15 protein-coding genes are annotated in these 16882 nt (G+C 54.7%); 10 read left to right on the top strand and 5 right to left on the bottom strand.

The features are described from left to right. Positions 1–187: 187 nt before the first annotated feature. Positions 188–1318, top strand: coding sequence for a group II intron reverse transcriptase/maturase (locus tag DU506_RS18625; protein WP_114488373.1), 1131 nt, complete (start codon positions 188–190; stop codon positions 1316–1318). A 206-nt stretch (positions 1319–1524) separates the two neighbouring features. Here DU506_RS18625 and DU506_RS18620 read toward each other — a convergent pair whose 3' ends face one another. Then, positions 1525–1776 carry a TIGR03643 family protein gene (locus tag DU506_RS18620; RefSeq protein WP_114488372.1) on the bottom strand — a complete coding sequence of 84 codons (252 nt, stop codon included), beginning with the start codon at positions 1774–1776 and terminating at the stop codon, positions 1525–1527. A gap of 524 nt (positions 1777–2300) precedes the next feature. Between DU506_RS18620 and DU506_RS18615 the strand changes: the two genes are divergently transcribed. Then, positions 2301–4916 (top strand): putative bifunctional diguanylate cyclase/phosphodiesterase, encoded by a 2616-nt coding sequence (locus tag DU506_RS18615; RefSeq protein WP_114488371.1) that lies wholly within the window; start codon positions 2301–2303, stop codon positions 4914–4916. Here the strand turns inward: DU506_RS18615 and mnmC are convergent. Further along, on the bottom strand, positions 4885–6894 hold the full coding sequence (gene mnmC / locus DU506_RS18610) for a bifunctional tRNA (5-methylaminomethyl-2-thiouridine)(34)-methyltransferase MnmC2/FAD-dependent 5-carboxymethylaminomethyl-2-thiouridine(34) oxidoreductase MnmC1 (protein ID WP_114488370.1): 2010 nt from the start codon (positions 6892–6894) through the stop codon (positions 4885–4887). The genes DU506_RS18615 and mnmC overlap by 32 nt on opposite strands. 295 nt (positions 6895–7189) lie before the next feature. Then, the gene (locus DU506_RS18605; protein WP_114488369.1) at positions 7190–7489 is read right to left on the bottom strand and encodes a YciI family protein; all 300 of its coding nucleotides are present in this window, start codon (positions 7487–7489) and stop codon (positions 7190–7192) included. A gap of 119 nt (positions 7490–7608) precedes the next feature. Here DU506_RS18605 and DU506_RS18600 point away from each other — a divergent pair, with 119 nt between their 5' ends. After that, positions 7609–8523 carry a PHP domain-containing protein gene (locus DU506_RS18600; protein WP_114488368.1) on the top strand — a complete coding sequence of 305 codons (915 nt, stop codon included), beginning with the start codon at positions 7609–7611 and terminating at the stop codon, positions 8521–8523. Between the two features lie 92 nt (positions 8524–8615). Continuing rightward, entirely contained in the window at positions 8616–9239 is a 624-nt protein-coding gene (locus DU506_RS18595; RefSeq protein WP_114488367.1) for an L-threonylcarbamoyladenylate synthase, read from the top strand. 32 nt (positions 9240–9271) lie between these two features. Here DU506_RS18595 and DU506_RS18590 read toward each other — a convergent pair whose 3' ends face one another. Then, positions 9272–10132, bottom strand: a complete 861-nt coding sequence (locus DU506_RS18590; protein WP_114488366.1) for an ion transporter — start codon at positions 10130–10132, stop codon at positions 9272–9274. 77 nt (positions 10133–10209) lie between these two features. Next, the gene (locus DU506_RS18585) at positions 10210–11103 is read right to left on the bottom strand and encodes a CYTH domain-containing protein (protein WP_114488365.1); all 894 of its coding nucleotides are present in this window, start codon (positions 11101–11103) and stop codon (positions 10210–10212) included. Positions 11104–11236: 133 nt separating this feature from the next. On the opposite strand from DU506_RS18585, the gene DU506_RS18580 reads away from it, so the two are divergent. From DU506_RS18580 to DU506_RS18560, 6 genes are all read left to right on the top strand, one after another. Next, positions 11237–11917, top strand: a complete 681-nt coding sequence (locus tag DU506_RS18580) for a TIGR00153 family protein (RefSeq protein WP_114488364.1) — start codon at positions 11237–11239, stop codon at positions 11915–11917. 9 nt (positions 11918–11926) lie between these two features. After that, entirely contained in the window at positions 11927–13192 is a 1266-nt protein-coding gene (locus DU506_RS18575) for an inorganic phosphate transporter (RefSeq protein WP_114488363.1), read from the top strand. A gap of 130 nt (positions 13193–13322) precedes the next feature. Continuing rightward, positions 13323–14636 carry an amino-acid N-acetyltransferase gene (argA, locus tag DU506_RS18570; RefSeq protein WP_114488362.1) on the top strand — a complete coding sequence of 438 codons (1314 nt, stop codon included), beginning with the start codon at positions 13323–13325 and terminating at the stop codon, positions 14634–14636. Positions 14637–14958: 322 nt separating this feature from the next. After that, a complete protein-coding gene (locus tag DU506_RS21775; protein ID WP_181870820.1) occupies positions 14959–15129 on the top strand; it encodes a hypothetical protein in 171 nt (56 codons plus the stop codon). A gap of 13 nt (positions 15130–15142) precedes the next feature. Next, positions 15143–15772, top strand: a complete 630-nt coding sequence (locus DU506_RS18565) for a Crp/Fnr family transcriptional regulator (RefSeq protein WP_181870819.1) — start codon at positions 15143–15145, stop codon at positions 15770–15772. 322 nt (positions 15773–16094) lie between these two features. Continuing rightward, on the top strand, positions 16095–16676 hold the full coding sequence (locus DU506_RS18560; RefSeq protein ID WP_114488360.1) for a hypothetical protein: 582 nt from the start codon (positions 16095–16097) through the stop codon (positions 16674–16676). The last annotated feature ends 206 nt before the right edge of the window (positions 16677–16882 follow it).

Below are 16882 nucleotides of genomic sequence, written 5' to 3'. Positions count from 1 at the left end.
CATCAATGAGGAACGTTATCTCGACATCTGGATGCCCCGTGAAATGGGTTGCCAAGCATCCTCGCGCGATGCGTAGACCCCACTTTACCCCAGAGTTTGCTAGATTGTTGCCGGTGCTATCAGCCCCATACTGGCCAACATCTATCTCCATGAATTCGACCGCGAGGTCGACAAATGGCGGGATGAGTTGGAATCGAAAGAGCCGACTGCGGTCAGGAACCCCTCCAGCAGACGCATTGAAAGCAAATGCCGTAGGCTCAGAGAAAAACTAGATGGGAAGACACCGCTCCGCAAGGGAGAGAAACGTGAGGACGTGGTTAGAGAACTGAAATCCAATTTGAAGGCAAGGCTTACTACTAAGCACTACCTAGACGGTTGGATCAGAATTAAATATGTTCGCTACGCTGATGACTGGATGATCGGTGTAACTGGGCCAAAGCAGATCTCCGAAGACTTAAAGAGGAGAGCCGCCACCTGGCTCAAAGAGGAATTGAGTCTTGACCTTTCCGAGGAAAAGACCTTAATAACTCACACCAGAACTGAATCCGCTAGGTTCCTAGGAACCCTGATAAAAACTCAGAAAGGTCGTCTTTGCAAATCCAAGAGTAACGAAAAAAACACGACCAGAAGAGAAGGTACTGGAAAAATCAGCATGATGGCGCCAGTGCCAGAGCTTATCAGAAAACTAGCGGATAAAGGATTCTGCAAAAAAACCGATCACCTTCCCATTGCCAAGGCTAACTGGCTGTCATTTGAAGAATGGGAAATTGTTCAAAGGTATAATGCAGTCCTCAACGGAATGCTGAACTACTACTCATTCGTCAATAACAGAGCGCGCCTCCAAGAGGTAGTGTACATACTCCAGTTTTCCCTGGCCCACACCATCGCCAGACGACGAAGGAGCTCAGTAAGAGCTGTCTTCAAGGCTGGAAATGGCCATATCATCGCCCATCGAAATGCTCGAAAAGGTAGGGAAGTAGTTCGGTTTTGCCCCCCTGGAACTCTCAAAGTATCAGGGAAATTCCTTACGGGAATTCCAGGCCTGAACCCCGACACCTGGGATAAATACTTCAACCTACGCTCGCGCTCCAAGCTCGGGAAAGTCTGTGTGATATGTTCGAGCAACGACAGGGTGCAAATGCACCACGTCAGACATATACGCAAGATGGGTGACAAGGTTAAAGGTGTAACAAAAGTCATGGCTAGTATTAACAGGAAGCAAATTCCCGTTTGCCATGAATGCCATTGGCACATCCATCGAGGACACTACGACGGCATGCCGATGGCTTGGTACGCCAACCTTGAGGCGGCTTTATGAGTAGTTGCGGTTTACCAATCTGGAGAGCGTAGTGCATTGAAAGGTGCATGCTGCGTTCGGAGGCAGGCCGTTGGTGGTCAGAACACGGGAATAACCCCTGTCCTGGTGCTGGCGGTCGAGCCTACCCATGGAGGCTCGCGTAAATCCGGCATATCGCCGGTTGCTGCCTAAGAAGTGGGAAGCTCCGTCCCAAGGGTGGAGAGCAGTCACCGATGTTTGTATTGCGTTGGGCAGTAGCACCTGCCTACTGCCGGGCTACGAAGTTTCAGGTGCTTTGTTGCGCGGCCAGTCACTCTTTGTCGCCATATCTTGAAGCTCTTAGGTTTCAGGCTATTTCTCATTAATGCTATGACTTGAGGTTCGTCTAAATCAAATTGATGCTTAATCGCTTCGAATGGCGTTCTGTCCTCCCATGCCATTTCTATCACTCTCGATTCCTCGTCTTTTGAAAGCACCATGAATACTCCTATCCTGGACATATCATTTTGAGACATTGATCCGCGATATCCAGCGCATGGACTCACGACCAACCTGAATTCATTATCTCATCCCCATCAGGGTATGTTTCTTTCAGAAGTGTCCCTTCCGAAAGCGTTGATTGGCTTGTGGGGATCAACCTCTGATCGGCAGTGACTGGCTGCTTGAGTTCACTATATTAGCTGAGGTACGCCCGAAATAATCAAACCGTGCTTCTTGATCCATGTTTTCCTGGGCTGGTTCATCTGCAGGTCTTGGTGTCTTGGTGTCTTGGTGTCTTGGCTGCGGCTGTTCGAGGGTCTATCAGCGTCTTGTTCGGTGACTGACTGATGACGAAGAGCAAGCAAGGTCAACACTATTGACCTGGATCAAGCTGTTTAATTCTTTAGTACCAGCTCGACCAAGATCGTCTTTAATACCGGATTCCTCTGTCTTACTCTGACGCCTCTAACAAAGGCAAGGTGATTGCCTTGCTCATTTTTGGCTGCTTAGGCGATATACGTTTATGGATATCTGGTCACGTCGCGTATTTACGCCGCTTACCACCCTGAGAGGGTTCGTCTTCCTGGTCATTCTGGCGTCCTCGCTGGCGGTGTTTCTGGGCGTTACCTTGGCAGCCTCGCTGCTGTACGAAGACATCATGCGCCGCCAAGCGTCACAAACCGCGGAAAATCTCGCCGAACAGACATTCAATTCCATGTTTCAGGTCATGCGCCAAGGGTGGACCCGCGATGACCTGGAAAGCTTCATCGACGCCACCAAGGCGGCCCATGAAAACTCGCCTTTCAATATCGAAATCTATCGCGGCTCCTTGGTGACCGAGCTTTACGGGGCGATCGAGCAACCGGTGATGGACCGGGATATACAAAACGCCTTTGCCAATGGCGGCCAAGGGGTTTCCCATGAGGAGGGGGTGACGCGGCGTATCTATCCCATGGTGGCGCGTGATGAATGCCTGAGTTGTCACACCAACGCCAACCTCGGCGATGTGCTGGGGGTGATCGATATTCATCATGACATGAGCCCGCTTACCGCCGAAGCCCGGCAGGGGTACATCATACTTTTCATGGTGGTATCGCTGGTGGTGCTGTTCATTGCCGGCATGGTCTCATCAATGGCGGCACGGCGGGTCAAGAATGCGCTGGACAAGTTTCGTCAGCGTCTACTCTCGGTCAATACGGTCAAGGATTTTCGTACCCTGGACGTGAGTGATGTCGATCTGCACTTCCAGGAACTCAACGATGCCTTCGGTGACATCAATGGTCTGGCTCAGCGACTCAAGGACGTGGCCGTCGATAAGGATATTCTCGAATTCGAGATTCGACTGCTGAGCAAGTTCATCATTACCTCGGATGTGGTGCGTGACTGGCGCGAATTCATCAAGGAACTATTGGTGGATATCAATACCATCATCGATGCGCATTCACTGATCACCATTTTCCAGGTGGAGGATGAAGGTTACGAGATGGAGGTGTTCTGGTACCGCGAACCCACCCGTGGTGACCGGGAGCTCTTCGAGACCATCGTCACTCGGCAGCTTGAACAGAAGCCACACTTCAATCACGGCATCGCGGTGATTCGCATTACCCACCACAGCGTCTGCTTGAGCCATCTCGACGAAATGAATTCGGATGTCTGTACCATTTCGCCGGAAGATATCGAATTGCAGACCAAGTCCTTGTTGCTCGATGCACCGCGAATCGGCGGGGTAGTGGGGATCGGTGTGCAGTCGGAAATCGCCCAGGATCCCATCCGGCATATCGTGATAGACGGTATCTTATCCACGCTGCTGAACCTGGTCGGCTCGGTGAAGGCCATCTACAAGTACACCCAGGACCTGGAGTATTACGCGACTCGCGACCCTCTGACCGCCTTGCACAACCAGCGCGTGTTCAAGGATCTGCTGCACTATGAGATCGGCCGTGCCCAGCGACATAAGGAATCGTTCAGCTTGCTGATGCTGGACATGGACAACTTCAAACTGGTCAACGACCGCCACGGGCATGCCTTCGGTGATCAATTCCTGCAGGCGTTCGCCAAGGCGTTGCACGACAGTGTCCGCCCGGGGGATTTCCTGTCCCGCTATGGCGGCGACGAATTCACCGTGATCCTGTCGGATACCGGGGAATCCCAGGCGTATTCGGTGGCGCAGCGCATCACCCAGGACTTGGCCAGGGTAGTGTTGATGGCGCCGGACGGCTCACCAGTACGGGCGACCACCTCGGTGGGCATCGCGGTGTATCCACAGCACGCGGAAGACCCCAAAGACCTCTTCCTGCTCGCCGATAACATGATGTACAAAGCCAAGCGCATGGGCAAAAACTGCCTGGCATTGCCGGAAGAAGACGAAGTCGCCGCGATCTATCGGGAAGTGGGTGAAAAGAACCAGATGGTACTCAACGCCCTGGAAGAAAAACGCATCGTGCCCTACTTCCAGCCGATTGTGGACGTGGTCACCGGTGAAACGCACATTCACGAATTGCTGATGCGCATCGAAATGGACGGTCGCATCATCCCCGCGGGAGAGTTCATCGATATTGCCGAAAGCATCGGGGTGGTTCACCGCATGGACTATCTGCTGATCGAGAAGGCCTTCGCTCAGATTCATGAGCAGAATTACCAAGGCACCCTGTTCATCAATCTGTCGCCGCGCTCCTTGATCATCAGTGAATTCATCGGCCGAATCCACCAGCTGGCGTTGGATTACAAGATCGATTCTTCGCGGATCGTGTTCGAACTGACCGAACGTGAAACGGTGAGCAATCTCAAATTGCTCGAACAGTTCGTGCTCGACCTGAAAATGCAGGGGTTCAGCTTTGCCATCGATGACTTCGGCTCGGGCTTCTCGTCATTTCATTATCTCAAGCAGTTCCCCATCGATGTGATCAAGATCGAAGGCGAGTTCATCCGAAACATGCTGACCGATGACAAGTACATGGCCTTCGTCAAGAGCATCGTCACCCTGGCCAAGAGCTTGAAAGTGGCCACCATCGCCGAGTTCATCGAAGACCAGGATGTGCTGGATGCCGTCGCGGAACTGGGCATCGATTACGGCCAGGGCTACCACCTGGGCCGCCCGGTGCCGGAATTCATGCCGGTGGTTGCCGAATTAGCGCGCTGATCAGGCGACGGCCGGGGTGCAGGTGGTCGACCAACGGCGCTTCAAGCGGCAGGGGCTCATCACACATGCGTGAGGCAATCACCTCGGCACACAGCGCAGCGCTGGCCAGCCCCCGCGAACCATGAGCGGCACTGATCCATAAGCCGGCATGATGTCGCCCGGGCGTCAGGCCTACCTGGCCGGCGTCCTTGCGGAGTAGGGCGTAGTCCGTCTGCCAGGCTTCGGCATAGGGCACCGGCCCGGCATAGGGGGTTTTATCGGGGCTCGCGGCGCGTATCGCTGCTCGGCCGGTCAACTGGGTTGGGTCGAGCGTTGCCCCCGCCTTTTCCAGTGCCTCCACCAACGAGGGCAGAGTACGCTTGAGTTCTTCAAGGTTGCTTTGATGTTCTGCCTCGCGCAGCTCGCTTTGGGTGTCGCCGGGAATAAAACTGGCACCAAAGGTCAGCACTCCCTCCCAGGCCGGGGACACATACCCACCCGCGCAGACCACACGTTTCAGATTGGCGACACATGAAGGCAAGATAAGCTGCGTTACCTGTCCGCGTACCGCTTGTAGCGGCAATTGACGCGTCTGGTGAAAGCTGTCGGCCAGGCTAGCGGTGGCAATCACTACCTGGTTCGCCTGCAGCGTTTCGCCGTTTTCCAGCGTCAGCCACCAGCCCTCATTCTGTGCTTTCAGACTGGCCACCTCGGCCTTTCGAAAGTGGATGCCGGGGCGTTGAGCCAGGTGGTCGCACAGCGCCTGGGGGCGGACCCAGCCTGCCTGTGGATAATCCAGCGCGCCGGTGGCCTCCACTTGTATGCCGATGCGCGCTCCCGCCTGAACAGGGCTCAACGCTTCGATTAGCGTGTCTGGAAACTCATGGTCGCGAGCAAAACGTGCCTGGCGTTGCGCTTCCTTTGCGGTCAACGCGAGTTGCGTCACCCCGCAATCTCGCCATAACCGCTGTTCGGGGTCGAGACGCGTCAGCCATCGGCGGCTGTGCATCAGGCCTGCCAGATAAAAGCGGCTCTGAAGATTGGTCTGTGCCGCCAGCTTGACGTAAAGCGCCCCCTGGCGATTGCCCGAGCCACCCGCGCCGGGAGCGTCGCGGTCCAGCAAGGTGACGCGGACACCCCGCCGAGCCAGGGCCTCGGCGACGCTGGTGCCAGCGATACCTGCACCGATCACCGCGACATGCGACGTGGCCTGAAGCGCTGGGGGAGTGAACCAGGGAGTAGCCTTGCGACGCTGGTCGGCAGGCGGCGCAACGATTTCACCGGCAAGCATTTCTCGCTTGCGCCCGAATCCCGGCTCTTTTCGCCAGGCAAAGCCTGCCGCTTTCAGGCCACGCTTGACGATGCCCGCACAGGTGAACGTTGCAAAAGTGGCCCCGGGTCGAGAACGTGCCGCCATGGCATCGAAAAGCTCGGGTTGCCACATCTGGGGATTCTTGGAAGGGGCGAAACCATCCAGAAACCAGGCATCCACAAGGCCGTCGAGCAACTGCAGGCGCTCGGTGGTATCGCCGAAGTGCAAGTCCAGGGTGACCGCATCGCTTAACCACAGCCGATGAACGCCGCTGATGCAAGGCGGCCATTGTTCCAGTAATACCCGAGCATGCTCGGCAAGCGTGGGCCAGGCGGAAAGTGCCTGTGCAAGGTCTGCGCGTCTCATGGGGTATTTTTCGGTGGAAATCAGATGCAGCCGCGCGCCGGGCGGGGAATGCGCTTCAAAGCAGGCCCAGGCACACAGCATGTTCAGGCCGCTACCGAACCCGGTTTCACCGATCACGAATGGACGGGGAGCCGCCCACTGGGCGAAGCGTTCGGGCAGTCGGTTGGCATGCAGAAACACATGTTCGGTTTCGGCACGTCCATCTTGGCGCGAAAAATACACATCATCGAAAGTGCGGGAGTGGGGCGCACCGTCTTGCCAGTCCAGAGGGGGTGGCGCCAGATGGGTCAGTGGCGGTAGAGCGGGAAAGCGATGAGACACGCACGACACCCCTTTTGATTAGAAAAATGCAAACGCATGAAATGGCAGATGAGAAACATCAAAGCCCATCAAGACTAAGATCGGTCATCATCGACAGTCGTCAAAATAGGTTAAAAAATAATCAATCGGTGGACAGTGCCGCGAGCTCTGGCTTAGCACAAAGCGTCCGCCGTCTTTCAACAGAGTTTTCCACAGGGTTTGTGCAAAACCCCAGCCAAGATGCCTGGGGTGGTGAAAACTGTGCCTATCCTGGGTATAAGCGGGTATAAGCGGGTATAAGCGGCCGGGCGAGGGGTCAGGGCAAGACTTTCTTGAAAGGCTTTACCGTTACCTGTGCATAAACGCCGGCAATCATGTAGGGATCGACCTCCGCCCAGGCCTGCGCCGCTTCCAGACTTTCGAATTCGGCAATCACCAAGCTACCGCTGAAGCCAGCATCGCCGGGAGTTTCGGCATCAATCGCCGGGTGCGGGCCGGCCAGCACCAGGCGTGCTTCATCACGCAAGGCTTCCAGGCGAGCCAGGTGATCCGGTCGTGCGGCGAGACGTCCTTCCAGACTATCGGGTACATCTTCACTGATAATGGCATACAGCATGGGACAACTCCTTGGGAAAGCCCGGCGTGATTGACCACGCGGGCGCAAGCGCGCACCATATTCGGGCGCGTCGTTAACGACATCCTATTTTGACAAACTCGCCGGACGGCGTCATTCCTATGCCCGTATTACCTTGTGCGTTTGCCGCCGAGCAACGCTATTATATCGACCTGCACATGCATTCCACAGCTTCCGATGGGGCGCTTTCGCCTATGGAACTGGTCAAACTGTGCGCCGAACGCGGCTTGACGCATATGGCGTTAAGTGACCATGACACCATGGATGGCGTGCTCGAGGCCGGTGAAGCGGCTCGTGAAGCAGGCATTTGCCTGGTACCGGCCACTGAGTTATCCAGTCGCTGGCAGGGCATCAATATCCATGTGGTGGCCTTGCTGCCCGGCGGTTTGCAGGGGCCGCTGGTGGAGGCGCTCGAGCAGCAGCGATTGGCACGTATCGCTCGCGGCGAAGTGATTGCCGAACGCCTGGAGAAGCTGGGGCTGGAAAATGCGCTGGCCCGGGCGCGTGAACAGGCGGGCAGCGAGCGGCCGCTGGGGCGGCCTGACTTTGCCAATGCCTTGGTGGCGGCGGGAATGGTGCCGGATGTCGCGACCGCCTTCAAACGTTACCTGGGAAGCGGAAAGCGCGGTGATGTCAAATCTCACTGGCCGGAAATCGCGCAGGTGGTGGCCTGGATCGTGGCGTCCGGAGGCGTTGCGGTGCTGGCGCATCCCATGCGCCATGGCTTGACCCGACGCAAGCGCGGCCTGCTACTGGATGCTTTCAAGGCCGCAGGGGGGCAGGCGGTGGAACTGGTCAGTGGGTATCAGAATCCCGATGCCACCCGTGACTTGGCGCGCCAGCTCGATGAGCGTGAACTCTACGCCTCGCTGGGTAGCGACTTTCATTTCCCCGGTGGGCATCTAGCGCCGGGAAGCATGAGCCCGGTGCCACGTACCGCGGCACGCCCTGTGTGGCGGCATCCAAGATTGCTGCATCTTGATCAGGCCGAGCCCGGCCCGTTGGCTGCCGGCTGAGCCGTTCGGTTATGCTAGGCGGTGACAGGCATGGGTTTTAATGCCTGGTTCCTTACGGACACACTGGTTCCTTACGGTCATAGGAGTACTGCATGAGCCAATTTTTCCAGATTCATCCGGAAAACCCCCAAAAGCGCTTGATTGATCAAGCGATCGAGATCATTCGCAAAGGCGGCGTGGTGGCCTATCCCACTGATTCAGGTTATGCCTTGGGTTGCCATCTCGGCGACAAGAAAGCCATCGATAAGATCAAATGGTTACGTTCGCTGGATGACAAGCACAACTTTACGCTGGTGTGTTCAGATCTTTCCGAGATTGGCACTTACGCCAAAGTGGACAACGACGTTTTTCGTTTGTTGAAAGCGCACACGCCCGGCCCTTATACCTTCATTCTGGATGCCACCAACGAAGTGCCGCGACGGTTGTTACACCCCAAGAGGCGTTCGATCGGGGTACGCGTACCGGACCACCGGATTACCCATGCATTGCTGGATACCCTGGGTGAACCCTTGATGAGCGTCACCTTGATTCCGGTGGGCGAAGAGTTGCCCATGACCGATCCGGAAGAGATCCGTGAGCGTTTCGCCGCCCATCTGGATGCGATCATCGACGGCGGTGCTTGCCACCTTGAACCCACCAGCGTGATCGATCTACGCGAACTGCCGCCCAAGATACTGCGTGAAGGCCGGGGTAATGTTGAGCCATTTAAAGCTTAAGCAAACGTAATAATCGATGCTTCACCTGCTCTTTATTGCGGCTCGTGAGGGTCTTCGGTGGTTTCATCCAACCAAGTGCCGCATTGCATGCAATAACGTGCTTTCTTTTCATGGCGGTCATGGCCGCAGCCGGGACAGGCTTCATCGGAATAGCGTTCCTCGCGGATCGAGCGAATGACTTGCGCGGAAAACACCCCGGTGGGTACGGCGATGATCGAGTAGCCGATGAGCATCAGCACCACCGTGATCGCTTGGCCTAGCGGGGTTGCTGGAACGATATCGCCGTAGCCTACCGTGGTCAGACTGACGATTGCCCAGTAAATGGATATTGGAATGCTGGTGAAGCCTGACGCGGGAGACTCGATCAAGAACATCAGCGAGGCGAACAATGTCACCAGCATGAAAATGCTGCAGAAGAACAGCAACATCTGGCGTAGGCTGCGCTTCAGTGCATCCAGCAACAACTGGGCTTCGCCGACAAAGGTAAACAAACCGAGTACGCGAAATATCCGCAGTATTCGCAGCATGCGAACCAGCACGAGAATCTGAATCCCGGGGAACAGTAGCGCCAGCCAGGTGGGAAGTACCGCGATGATATCCACGATGCCGTAAAAGCTTTTAAGGTATAGCCAGGGCCGCTCCAGACAGTAAATCCGCAGGGCAATTTCCACGGTGAACAGCAGCGTCAGCGCCCAGTCGAGATAGTAAAAAAAACTACCGAAACGTAAATGAAGGTCAGTGACGCTATCGAGGATCACCACCATGACGCTTATCAAGATAGCCGTGATCAGGGCGATATCGAAACCCTTGGCAAGGGGTGTATCGGACTCGAAAATGATCTGAAACAGACGCGTGCGAAGCCCTACGCTAGCCGGTTTTAATCCAGACTCCATGCTGTATCCCTAGTTGTTTGGTCCTGCAAAGAAGCGGTAAAGGCCGTTGGCCGAAATGAGGCTTTTGCTGAATTTTTTCAGCTAAGCATGGTTTTGCACGCCATGTGACGCGAGAGCTTCAGTGCCGCCTGGCCGAATGCCGCAGAAAACTCGCCATTATCGCCTAGTTGCGAGATTAAGCGTTCGGCCAATTGCCGTTCTTTGCGGTCTAGCGCCTGATGGTGTGCCAATTCCCGCAAGGCCTCATGGGATGCCCGGAGAAAATAGCCATCCGTGCTGTCGTGGTAAGCATCCAGTGCCACAGTGGCACGATGCAACCATTGAGCGGGAGTTTCTGCCTCCGGCAATGCCCAATGCTGCTGCAAGAGGGCGTTGCCCCGCGCTGCCTTGCTCATGTCGGCGGGACGTAACCTGATAGCTTCAGCCAGGGAAAGCGCGACTGTCCAAAGTGCCTGGGGGTCGCCTTTGACAAGTTCGAGTTCAGCTTCGTGGATGTTTGCACGATGCGAGCCGGCACGAATTTCCCCTTGATCGAGTGCCACTTCCATAGAGCTTCCCGACGCATCGAGTTGCCAGGTGGTACGGGTGAAATTCGTCTGTAGGCGGGGGGCAAGCCGTTCAAGTGCTGAGCTTTTCCAGCCTTGCATCACGGGAAGCGCGCTCAGGCCGTCAAGGTCAAGCTGACCGGCGGGGACTTCCCATTCCCATTCGCCGCGTTCGGACATGCCGCCACCACCCTTGCCTGAGGTTTTCAATGTTTGTAGGGTGCGGCCATCTACCTGACGCAGGCGCAATGCCATGCGGGCATTTTCCAGTATGCCTTCCGGGGTGTCGAAATAGGTATTGGTCAGCTGCTGCCGGCGGCAAGGCAGAGAGTCCAGCAAGGCATGCGTGGCGAGTGCCTCGGAGCCGTCTTCGGCCAGTGCCAGTTTCAGTTCGACTTCCCGAGTGTTCTTACTATTTGTTGCCACATTGCCACCTCGTTTGCATGATATTTTGATGAATTTTTGATGACATTATGAACTTTTCATGACGGCACCGTATGCAGTCTTTATACTGGCGCCGCCATTTCCAGGCTCCCCCGAAAATAGGCTTAAAGGCATTATGGTAACCACCAACCCTTTTTCCGCGATGTTCGGCCGCTCGCCATTTCAGCCGCTGCTGGCCCACATCGTCAAGGCCAATGAATGTGCCGATCAACTTCTGCCGTTTTTTGAAGCATCCTTGCAGGAGGATTGGAACACCGCCACTGAACTGCGTGAGAACGTCACGCGCCTCGAACACGAGGCCGATGAGCTCAAGACCGACCTGCGCTTGAATCTGCCCAGTACCATGTTCTTGCCGGTGTCGCGCTCGGATCTGCTCGACCTGATCAGCGTACAGGACAAGATAGCCAACAAGGTACGCGACATTACCGGCATCATGCTGGGACGCAAGATGCGGGTGCCGGATGCATTAGCCGACCCGATGCGCGATTACATACGTACCTCGGTGGCTTGCGTGGCCCAGGCGCGTCAAGCGCTGGAAGAACTCAAGGACCTGCTTGAATCCGGCTTCGGCCGCAATGTCTCGGATGTCATGCAGAACATGATTCGTGAGCTGCATACCCTGGAACATCAAGCGGATGGCCAACAAGTAGCGATTCGCCGTTTGCTGTTCGAATTGGAAAGCGAGTTGCCTCCAGTGGATGTGGTTTTTCTGTACAAGATCATCGATTGGGTAGGTGAGCTATCCGACCGCGCCGAGCGCGTAGGTAGTCGGTTACAGATTCTGACAGCGCGCTAAGGGGTCCTTATGCTGATCATTACCCAGTACAGTGAAGTATTCATCATTCTGGCCTGTCTATTCGGCTTCTTCATGGCGTGGGGCGTCGGTGCGAATGACGTAGCCAATGCCATGGGAACCTCGGTAGGGTCAAAAGCGATCACCATCAAGCAGGCGATCATCATTGCAGTGGTGTTCGAGTTTCTAGGGGCCTGGTTGGCTGGGGGGGCAGTTACCGATACCGTGCGCAAGGGTATCGTTGATCCTGCCTTGCTCAAGGACGACCCCCAGTTACTGGTCTACGGCATGCTGGCAGCACTCTTGGCGGCGGCCACCTGGCTGCTGATCGCTTCCATGAAAGGCTGGCCGGTTTCCACCACGCATTCGATCGTGGGGGCCATCGTAGGCTTTGCGCTGGTGGGCCTGGGAGCCCACACCATCGACTGGGGCGGAGTCAGCATGATTGCCGCCAGCTGGGTGGTGTCACCGCTATTGGCCGGCTCCCTGGGCTTTATCTTGTTCAAGTCCGTGCATCATTTGATCTTTGAAAACCATGATCCCTTCGCGGCCGCCAAGCGCTACGTGCCTGGCTATGTGTTCCTGGTTGGTTTCATCGTTTCCATGGTGACCATGACCAAGGGGCTCAAGCATGTGGGGCTCGAATTAAGTTTCGGCCAGAGTTTCTTGTACTCCATTGTGGTGGGGCTGTTGATCATGGGCCTGGGCATTCTCATGGAGCGTCGGGTCACGTACGTGAAAGACAGCGAAGACCACTTCGGCTATGCCAATGTCGAGCGTGTGTTCGGTGTTCTGATGATCTTCACCGCCTGCGCCATGGCGTTTGCGCATGGTTCCAACGACGTGGCCAATGCCGTGGGCCCGCTGGCAGCGGTGATCAGTGTGGTGCAGAGTAACGGTGTCATCGAGAGTGCCGCCCTGGTGCCTTGGTGGGTGCTGGTATTGGGCGGTGGCGGTATCGTGGTCGGGCTGGTCACGTACGGGCACAAGGTCATTGCTACCGTGGGCACCGGGATTACCGAGCTGACCCCCAGCCGGGGTTTCGCCGCAACGCTTGCCGCCGCGACTACCGTGGTATTGGCATCGGGTACCGGTCTGCCGATTTCCACCACGCATACGCTGGTCGGCGCAATTCTAGGGGTCGGTTTGGCACGGGGCATGGCAGCGCTTAACTTGCGGGTGATCGGTACCATCGTCATGTCATGGTTGATTACCTTGCCGGCCGGTGCCGGTTTGGCGATTGTCTTCTTCTTCATTTTCAAGGCCATTTTCGGCTGAAGTCGACTCACCACGGCTAGAAAAGCGTAACGAAAAAAACGGCGGCATCACGACAGTGGTGCCGCCGTTTTTGTGGGTCTGGTAAAGTAGGGGCGGATAGTTTCTTTCACCTGCTGCCGGAGAGCGGCCCTTGGATACGCGTTTCCCTTTCGTTGACTGGTTCCGTAACGCATCGCCCTATATCAATGCGCACCGTGGACGAACCTTTGTGATCCTTGTCGAAGGTGAAGCCATGGCATCCGGTCGCGGCGAACAACTGATTCAGGACCTCGCCCTGTTGCATACCCTGGGCGTACGCCTGGTGGTGGTGTTCGGTATTCGCCCCCAGGTTCAGCAGGCGCTAATGACAGCGGGCATCGTTCCGACACGTCATGACGGCCGCTGGGTAGCCGATTCCACGGTCATGGCCCAGGTCGAGCAAGTCGCGGCGCATCAACGCCTGTGGTTGGAAGCGCGGCTCTCGCTGGGTTTGCCGAGTACACCCCTGCATGGCGTGGAGTTGACCGTGGTCTCGGGCAATCTGGTCATGGCCAAGCCGCTGGGGGTTCGGGATGGCGTGGATTTCGACCACAGCGGTGAAGTGCGCCGGGTGCGGGGTGGCGCCATTCAGGGGCTGCTGGACAAAGGCTCGTTGGTGTTGCTCTCGCCGCTGGGATTTTCCAGCACCGGCGAAGTGTTCGATCTGGATGCCTCGGAGGTCGCCCAGCAGACAGCGGTGGCACTGAATGCCGATAAATTGATTTTGCTGGGGGAATCCGAAGGTCTGCGCGATGAAACGGGGGCCTTGTTACGCCAGCTGACCCCGGCGGAGGCCGAACCCCGCCTTGAGTATGCTGAAGCCGACAGTGAATTGAGACGTCACTTGCAGGCTGCCTGTAATGCGTCACGCCAAGGCGTGGTCCGCACGCATCTGCTTTCCTGGCATAACCACGACGCCTTGCTGGGAGAACTGTTCACCCGCGACGGCGTGGGCACCATGATCACCCAGCATCGCTATGAGCAGTTGCGCCCGGCGGAACTCAGCGATGTAGCGGGACTGCTGGAACTGCTTGAACCGCTCGAACGCCGGGGCATGCTGGTAGCACGTTCCCGCGAGCGCCTGGAGCATGAAATCGACGATTATGTGGTGATCGAGCGTGACGGCATGGTGATCGGCTGTGCGGCACTCCACGAGTTTCCGCAGAGTGATATTGCCGAGCTTGCTTGCGTGGCGGTTCACAGCAGTTATCGGGGTGGCGAGCGTGGTGAAAGGCTGGTGGAAGCCTTGGAACGCCGCGCCTGTAAACACAGCATAAGCAGTTTGTTTGTGCTGACCACCCACACGGCTCACTGGTTCGTCGAGCACGGCTTTCGCCCGGCGACTCTGGAAGAGCTCCCACCACTCAAACGCGACACTTATAACCAGGCGCGAAAATCCAAGGTATTGCTCAAGGAGCTGGGGTAAGGAAAAGCGTCGTGATGATAAAACGCCGCTAAATTGTCGTGTATGTGCACGCTGAGCCAGCATTTTTCAGATTTCTTAAAATTTTACAGCCGTAGTGTGGAGAGATATCTATCTCTCCTCTACTTTGTAGTTGTGTCCGGTCAAATAAAGTTCATTGTCTAGTTTTTCTTAAATTTGATGAGGTTTGGCCATATTGAATATTCAGGTTTGGGGTTTATAATTTTTTGGAACTAATGCTGTGTGCCTTAATATTTATAATATGAATCTTTTCAAGATAGAAAGTTATTTGTTTAAAGCTAGTTTAGCTATGAGGTCTCAAGGAATGAGTAAGTCAAGTGAAACTAATGGTGGGGTGCCGGGTGTGACTAATGGGGCGGGTGGTAAACTTTCCGAGATTGATGCTTTTTACAATTGTTTGGCAAGATATTCTGATTTTCCAAGTGAATATAAAGACTTTTTTTTAAAAGAAGAGGGGGGGGCGACTCCAAGTTAAAAAACATCAGGTGGTGAAAGCTGGAGGAAACTTTTACTCGGATATTTATGTTCTGGAAAGCGGCTGGGCATGCTTATTTACTACTACGGAAAATGACAGTCGTGAAATGGTCGATATATTTTTACCTGGCGACATCATTGGTTTACGGGAGAGTTTCCTGACGGGTGAAAATGCTAAAGTAGTGATGCTCACGAATGGCAGGCTGGTCAGTATGAAGTATTGCGCGTTACATGCCTTGGCTCAAGAGAATGATGATGTAAGTAATGCCGTGTTACGCTTTATCATTGTACATGACAATATTCTGATAGAACGCTTAAGGAGTTGCACCCAAAACCAGGCAGAAAAACGAGTGGCGCATTTTTTGCTCGAAATACACACCCGATTGTCTTTTTCAGTCAACCTCTCGGAAAGTTTTTTTAATATGCCGATTACTCAGACCGTCATCGGCAACTTACTAGGCATTACCAGTGTTCATGTCAGCCGCTGCATGGCCTCTCTGGAGAACAGGAAGCTTATAAGGAAAAAACGTAATGGTGTCATGATATTGAAGGCCGATGTTATGGCTCATGAGACAGGCTTTGATAAGGATAGCGTTTATAAAAATTTTACCCTTAAGAGTGAGTCCCAGAATCTCGGACGCTAAGTCTGGATGCTTTTAAGGTGGTGGTGGTTTTTTTCGAAATTGATCAATAAATAAAACAAGTTGCATTATGTTTTTAACAAATTTTAATAAAAATGGATTTTTTAGGTGTGTTGACATCAAGTTGAAGGCCGCTATATTTCAAGCAGTCATGGACTTCAGATACCATGTTTTTAAAGAAAAAAAAAGAAAAAAGCAGAAGTGTTTTGTTCTGGTGGTGGCTTGTTCTAGTGGTGGATTTTGCTTGGTAATGGGGTTGGATAGCTAGTTACAGAGCTTTTTTGGCTAACTATTTTGTATGAGATATGTGCAAGGAGGAATGAAAATGATTGAGCAAGGAAAACATAGTGATCCAAATGCACCATCCGTATCTCAGGGAGATAGTGGCTCTCAGGGGACTGGTGGTTCGTCCTCAAGTAGCGCCAGTGATGATAGCCAAATGAATCCGGAAGACCTGAAGCAGCGTACCCGGGAGACGGCGGAGGAAGTCGGCGAGGCGGCTCAGCAGCAAGCCAGAAGTTTTTTTAACAGCCAAAAAGAGATCGCCGCCGAAGAGACGCATAAGCTCTCAAGCGCTTTCCAGAAGATGGCGGATGAGTTCGACAATCAACAGCAGCCCTATTTCTCGCGTCAGGCCAGAAACCTGGCTAACAATGTGGACAGCCTCTCAGAGAGGCTTCGTCAGAAGGATGCGAAAAGTATATGGGAGGAAGCTCAGAGTTATAGCCGCCGCGAGCCGGCCCTGTTTGTGGGTGGGGTAATTGCAGCAGGATTCCTCGTTTCCCGCTTTTTGAGGAGTTCCAGCCAGCATTCTTCGCATAGTGGATATGGTTCGCAAAGCTCAAGTGGGTACGCTCCGAGCGAGCCTGGTTCAACTCGATATAATCCAAGTGAGCCCGGCTTATAGGGCTGGTTCTAATACTAGCTAGCGGATAGAACAAAACAGGCTTTTGTTTTAGCGAGTCAATCAAGGTGTCCTTTAGATAAGGCTAGCGGTGATTTTCAACCCAGTTGTCCAAATAGCTGCGCTTAAGCAGCCTGTTTATTACGCTCGATTTCTTGCACTTTCCCGGGGTTGAGCGACACCGGACCGGTTACCTCCCAGTTTCGGGT

This window comes from Vreelandella rituensis (assembly GCF_003336665.1).
GTDB classification, from domain to species: domain Bacteria; phylum Pseudomonadota; class Gammaproteobacteria; order Pseudomonadales; family Halomonadaceae; genus Vreelandella; species Vreelandella rituensis.
The sequence above is the reverse complement of the archived record's forward strand: the minus strand, read 5'-3'. Positions and strand labels throughout refer to the sequence as shown.